We start from the raw sequence: 6,047 nt of genomic DNA on the forward strand, positions 1-6,047 counted from the left end.
AAGAAGCGCATGCAGGCGATCAATTGATCGTCAGTGGCGGTGAGGATGTCATCGACGTCTCGCTGGATGATCGGGAACGTGTATTGGCCCAAGTGCTGGGTTTGAGCGCCGTCTGCGATCGTCTTCGGCGTCTCGATATGAACGATCGATCCCGCTCTGAACGACTGCTGGCCGTCATTACCCGCTTCCGGTTCGACGCCATAGATCTTGCAGTCCGGCGCAAGTGCGCGCGCCGCGAGCGCTGACCCTGACAGCAATCCACCGCCGCCAAGACAGACAAACAATGCATCGAGGACCCCGACTTCTTCGATTAACTCCTTAGCGGCCGTGCCTTGTCCCGCGATGACGTCGGGATGGTCGTACGGCGGAATCAGCGTCATTCCGTGCTCGTCAGCGAGCTTCCGGCCGATCTCTTCGCGATCTTCTGTATAGCGGTCGTAGGTCACGACGTTCCCGCCATAGCCCTTGGTTGCCGCGACTTTGGATGCGGGCGCATCCAGTGGCATGACAATGGTCGCAGGAATGCCAAGCAGTTTTGCCGACAGCGCGATGGCCTGGGCGTGATTTCCGGAAGAGAAGGCAACCACGCCGCCGGCGCGCTGGCGCTCGTCGAATTTCGACAATGCGTTCATCGCTCCGCGGAACTTGAATGCACCCATGCGCTGGAAGTTTTCGCACTTGAAGAAAACTTGCGCCCCCATCTCGCCGTTGGCCGTACGCGAAGTCAAGACAGGGGTCTTGTTCGCCTTGCCCTCGATTCGCTCTGAAGCGGCGACAACGTCCATGTAAGTCGGAAGATTCAGCATGTCTTATCCATCAATAGTTGGGTGCGTCGGACGACGCGTGGGTCCGGGCCGGTTACCACGGCCACGCGAGCGCATTGCCAAGACCTGATTCGCACGCGCAGTTATAGAGCATGCGGGCGACGGTCAGGTCTTGAAGCGCGAGACCCGTCATGTCGAAAACAGTGATGTCATCGCGCCCGCGATTGAATTGAGCATCCTTGGTCAACAGATCGCCGAGCTCTACGCACGGTGTATTGGGTGCCCATTGCGTCTCGCCGATCTGGCTCGCCTGCGCCCGATCATCGACGAAAAGATGAACGCGTTGCAAGAGGCCATCGGGGAGTTCGCGTTTTCCGTTGGTATCCGCACCCACGCAGTTCAGATGCGTTCCGGGTCGCACCGCCCCCAGATCGAATAGCGCTCCGGCGCCCGGCGTGGCGGTGATCACCACGTCACTTTCCGCGACCATGGCATTGCGATCGAGCGCCAGCGCGATGTCGTAACGAGCGGAAAAATGCGCCTCAAAACTCAAATTCGGCTGTCCCGTCGCGCTCACGTAGCGGACTTTTTTCAGCGTTGGCATGAGCCGGAGCGCGTAGCTCAACTGCACCCGGGCTTGCACGCCCGTACCAAACAAACCGACACTGGAACTATCCGGGCGGGCAAGTTGCTGCAGGCCCAAACCGCCTGCGGCGCCTGTGCGCATTGTCGTTACTGCGTTCCCGTCGACAATGCAAATTGGACGTCCAGTCGCGGGGTCAATCAAAATGATGGTGGCCTGGTGAGGCTCGCCGCCGAGCTGTCGGTTGCCGGGCCAGAATCCTGCGGCTTTGAAGCCGAGCAGGTTTTGAGTCGGTACATCGCCCGATTTGATGCCGAATATCCCGCCTGCGGCAAGCGACTCCCGGACCAGTGGGAAGACACGTCCCTCACGTCGGCTATGTAGGACGAATGCTTCACGTACCGCATCGAGGACATCGTCGGGAAGCAATAAGGACTCGACAACGTCTTTATCGAGAAGTAGCAAACGCGCGTCATTTGGCATCGTTGTACACCGTAGCTCGTGATACGCCCAAATGGAGCGCGACTATCTCCATCGCCCGGCGCACTTCCATGCTGCCTGACTCCTGAAGTTCGTTCATTAGTGCGCGCCGGTCTGCCACTTTCAACGCTCGCGGCGTGGTCGCCAGCCGGGCGGCGAATTGGTCGATGCGCTGCCTGATTCCATCTGCGCCGGGCGGATCGAGAAGCTCCTTCACACCGGCCGTGTCATCGGTACTGACGAACTGACCTAGCATGTTTTTCAACGTGCCGAAAAGTGTTAGATCGACGTTCATGCAGAGTGCCGCGACATAGTGGCCGTTGGAGTCCTTAATACCGATTGACGTGCTTTTCACTTGCCGTCCGTCAGCGAACTGGTTTGCATAGTTCGCGATGACTTGCGGATACGTTTCGTCCGCCAATCGTGCAAGACCCAACTCTGTTGCGGGGTCGCCTTCTTCCCGGCCTGACAGGTTGTTGTGGATCGCCACAATCGCGTGCTCGGTGTGTAGCAGATCATGAACCACCACCTCGCAGAATGGCGCAAAAGTCTCTGCAAGGCCTTTCGCTACCTGCTTCAGTTGCTCGACCAGGACCCGCTGTTCTTTGGATGGATTCGCCATCTAGACATAATATCTATAATTGGAAATTATATCAATATTGGGTCCGTCGGCGGCTACACAGGCCCTACTATTCGGCGCTCGGCCGCGCAAGCGCCGCACCGTTCAGTGCAATCAAAAACGCCATGAAATTAGGGACGGAAACGTGTCATAGCGAGCGCGCATGGAACGCTTGATGCTTGATTAAAAGCCGCCATTCACTCACCCCCGCCTTGTCGTCCTTATGGAGCGCTCCCATGTCATCCGAAACGTTCGAACTCACGACCCGGTTTTCGCATGTTCGCCCCCAAGACACCGCTTTCGAAGATCAGGGATTGCGCGATTTCTTTTTATATCGTGATCTGGGGGTTGCTGCGGCGACCGGCGGCAAGGTCATCGCCCAGCTCGTCAAGGCGAATGCTGCACCAGAGAAAGGCACCGGCTGGCACCGGCATGAGGCCGAGTTTCACATTGTGTACATGTTGAAGGGTTGGGCGCGCTTCATGTATGGCGACGAGGAGACCTTGGTGGCTGCGGGCGATTGCGTCCATCAGGCGCCGGGCATCGTCCATTACCTCTTCGATTATTCCGAGGACATGGAGTACCTGGAAGTGGTGGGGCCGGCCAACTTCACCAGCATCGACGCGGTCGGCCCACGCGAAGTTCCAGCCTTCACGTCTTCATGGACGACGAAGCCGACGGCGTGAGGCGCTAGCCACGCACGCCATGCGGCTTCAGGAAGCCTCAGGAGACTTCGCGGACTTCAGCGGAGGCTCACGAGGCCGTGCTTCGCGGCGCTTGCGTTGGTGCTGGCGCCACCGGCACGGCCACCGCTCGCGTGAGGGGTTGCAGTGAGCGCGCCAACTGGGAACGCGCATTGAAGACCGCCTCGCGCGGCTGATTGTCGTAGATCATTGCGCGGACTCGCGGATAAATATGCCGCTCCCAGCGCTTGCCGTTGAACACTCCGTAGTGCCCGACACCCGTTTGCACGTGATGCGTCTTCATGTACGGCCGCAATTTGTCGCATAGGTCTTGCGCCGCCAGCGTCTGCCCCACTGCACAGATGTCGTCGCGCTCGCCTTCAACGGTCAGCAAGGCGGTCCGGCGAATCGCTGACGGGTTGATCCTGCGTCCGCGCACTTCGAGTTCATGGCGTGGCAACGCATGCCGCTGGAATACGGTATCGATGGTTTCCAGATAGAACTCCGCGGTGAGGTCCATCGTTGCAAAGTATTCTTCGTAAAACACCCGGATCGCTTCGCCCTTTTCAGGATCGCCCTTCTCGCATTGGAAACGCATGTCCTCGAACGCGTCGAGGTGCCGCTGGGGATTCATCGCCATGAAGGCCATCAATTGCATGTGCCCGGGATATACACGTCTGCAAGCACCCGTAAAACCCCACGGCACGGCGCTGATCAAATTGCTTTCGAACCATTCAAAAGGCTTGCTCTTCGCGAGTACATTCACTTTGGTCGGGTTGATCCGAGTGTCGATGGGCCCCGCCATCAAGGTCATGCTCGCGGGCTGCAAAGCATGATCCTCGGCGGCCATCAGCGCGACGGCTGCAAGTGCAGCAACGGTCGGCTGGCACACGGCGAGCAAGTGGGTGTTCGGGCCCAGGGCCTCGATAAAGTCGATGACGTGCTGCACGTATTCATCGAAACCGAACCGGCCGTCCATCAGCGAGACGTCGCGGGGATTGTGCCAGTCGGTGATATAGACATCATGGTGGGGCAGCATGGTGCGCACGGTGCCGCGAAGCAGCGTGGCGAAGTGGCCGGACATTGGGGCGATAACGAGCACGCGTGGCTGCGCCGGGGCCCCTTGTTTAGCGAAGTGGACCAACGAGCCGAACGGTGTGGACGCAGTCACCTCCTCGACAACACTCACGCGCTTGCCTTCCATGTCCACCGTGTCAATACCGAACGGCGGGCGCGTATGCGTGAGTCCCGACAGGCCCACAAGTTCGCAAAGTGCGCGAAGCGACCGGCCGTGAGGCGTGCTGGCGATCGCGGGCCACGCGTCGAGCGAATGATTGACCATTGCTGCGCCGTGACGCAAAGGTAGCGTGAAGTCTGCCAGTGCCTGGAAGTGGGAGTATGCGAATGGATTCATCGCCTTTCGCACGAGTGCGTATCAGGAAGGATGACCGACTAACGCAATAGGTGTGCCAATGTGCGCACTAGGCAAGCACCGGTGCTTGGAGCGCGATGCGACGAATGGCACGGGCCTTGCAGCGTTCCCATGCAGCCGCCCCTTGTGCCGTCATTTGGTGCGTCACTGCACCCTCGCGTGCACGAACGGGCGCTGTGCGTTGCGCGTGAGCGCCTGTTATTCAGCGTATTCAGCGAGGAGTTTCTAATGACGAATGCCACTCTGACCATTAGCAGCAAGAACTATTCTTCATGGTCGCTGCGCGGCTGGCTTCTCACCAAGTTCAGCGGCTTGCCCTTCGACGAGCATGTCATGCCCGTCGATGATCCTCGCGCCCGCGCTGAGCTCCTGCTGCTCTCGCCGTCGATTCTGGTGCCTTGTCTTTCGCACGATGGAATCAATGTGTGGGACACGCTCGCCATTGCCGAGTATTTGAACGAAGTGCGTCCAAAGGCTGGTTTGCTTCCGGCCGACCGCCGCACGCGTGCACATTGCCGTTCGATCTGCGGCGAGATGCATTCGGGCTTCGTATCGTTGCGCTCGGCACTGCCAATGAACATCAAGGCTCATTTTCCCGGCTTCAAGGTCTGGGCGCGCGCGCAAACTGACATCGAGCGCGTCACGGCGATCTGGCTCGAGTGCCTCAACCAGTATGGCGGTCCTTATTTGTTCGGCAAATTGAGCGCCGCCGATGCGATGTTCGCGCCTGTCGTTACGCGTTTTGTCACGTATGACGTCAAGTTGGAACCGGAGCTGGTGGCTTATGGGGAGAGGGTGCTCGCGTTGCCGGAGATGCAGGAGTGGATCGCGGGGGCGCAGCAGGAAATCGAGGAGATTGATGAACTGGATGCGGAATTTTAAGGGGCCTGCTGGCGGCTTTTGGGGGTTGCGGCGGTGCGGCGAGTGTGGGGCTAGGGCGGGGTGCTGCTCGCGGCGAGTGTGGGGATAGCATTGAGTCCTCCTGCTAGCGTGGTCGTTCTGCTTAAGTCGGATTTTCTTGCTTATTTCTGTTAGCCCCTGTCCGGGGCGGGACTTCATACTAACTTTGCAAACGCGCAAAGAAACGAAGCAAAGAAACGCGTTTTAAACCGCCACTTCTTAGGTGTCGTCGTCGCTCATTTCAGGTTTTTGGCCCGAAGTAGCGCGGCTCCAAACATTTAACCCGCACTTGAACACCCTCCTCAAGCACCGACCGCACACACACGCTTCGCCTCAACGGCCGTAAACACGGACGGCCGTCACGCTCGCGCGCAAGGGCCGCCCCCCCCCCTCGTCACCTGTCCCTGTCTTACTAGTCCTTATGCTCGTCCTTATGCTCTCCGCCCTGCGGCTTCTCCTCATGCTGCTGCGGCTGCTGTTGAGCATGCTGCTGCGGCTGCGGAGCACGCTGTTCCGGCTGTGCATGCTGCTGCGGTTGCGGCTGTGCATGCTGCTCCGGTCGCGGCGCATTGTGCTGACCTTCCTC

Annotated in this window: 6 protein-coding genes; 2 read left to right on the forward strand and 4 right to left on the reverse strand. The window is 59.3% G+C overall.

The window, feature by feature from the left end; translation table 11 throughout:
- From WCA53_RS06200 to WCA53_RS06210, 3 genes are all read right to left on the reverse strand, one after another.
- Positions 1-806 (reverse strand): threo-3-hydroxy-L-aspartate ammonia-lyase (locus WCA53_RS06200; protein ID WP_423906968.1); only part of this gene is annotated, 806 nt, incomplete at its 3' end.
- 52 nt (positions 807-858) lie between these two features.
- Positions 859-1,830, reverse strand: a complete 972-nt coding sequence (locus WCA53_RS06205) for an ornithine cyclodeaminase family protein (RefSeq protein ID WP_423906970.1) — start codon at positions 1,828-1,830, stop codon at positions 859-861.
- Positions 1,820-2,449 (reverse strand): helix-turn-helix transcriptional regulator, encoded by a 630-nt coding sequence (locus WCA53_RS06210; RefSeq protein WP_423906972.1) that lies wholly within the window; start codon positions 2,447-2,449, stop codon positions 1,820-1,822. The genes WCA53_RS06205 and WCA53_RS06210 overlap by 11 nt, the downstream gene beginning before the upstream one ends.
- Positions 2,450-2,682: 233 nt before the next feature.
- Here WCA53_RS06210 and WCA53_RS06215 point away from each other — a divergent pair, with 233 nt between their 5' ends.
- Positions 2,683-3,132, forward strand: coding sequence for a cupin domain-containing protein (locus WCA53_RS06215; RefSeq protein WP_423906975.1), 450 nt, complete (start codon positions 2,683-2,685; stop codon positions 3,130-3,132).
- A gap of 67 nt (positions 3,133-3,199) precedes the next feature.
- Here WCA53_RS06215 and WCA53_RS06220 read toward each other — a convergent pair whose 3' ends face one another.
- Positions 3,200-4,543 (reverse strand): polyhydroxyalkanoate depolymerase, encoded by a 1,344-nt coding sequence (locus WCA53_RS06220; RefSeq protein WP_423906978.1) that lies wholly within the window; start codon positions 4,541-4,543, stop codon positions 3,200-3,202.
- 246 nt (positions 4,544-4,789) lie between these two features.
- On the opposite strand from WCA53_RS06220, the gene WCA53_RS06225 reads away from it, so the two are divergent.
- Entirely contained in the window at positions 4,790-5,443 is a 654-nt protein-coding gene (locus tag WCA53_RS06225; RefSeq protein WP_423906980.1) for a glutathione S-transferase family protein, read from the forward strand.
- The last annotated feature ends 604 nt before the right edge of the window (positions 5,444-6,047 follow it).

The sequence above is a fragment of the Caballeronia sp. genome (assembly GCF_049581465.1).
Taxonomy (GTDB): Bacteria; Pseudomonadota; Gammaproteobacteria; order Burkholderiales; family Burkholderiaceae; genus Caballeronia.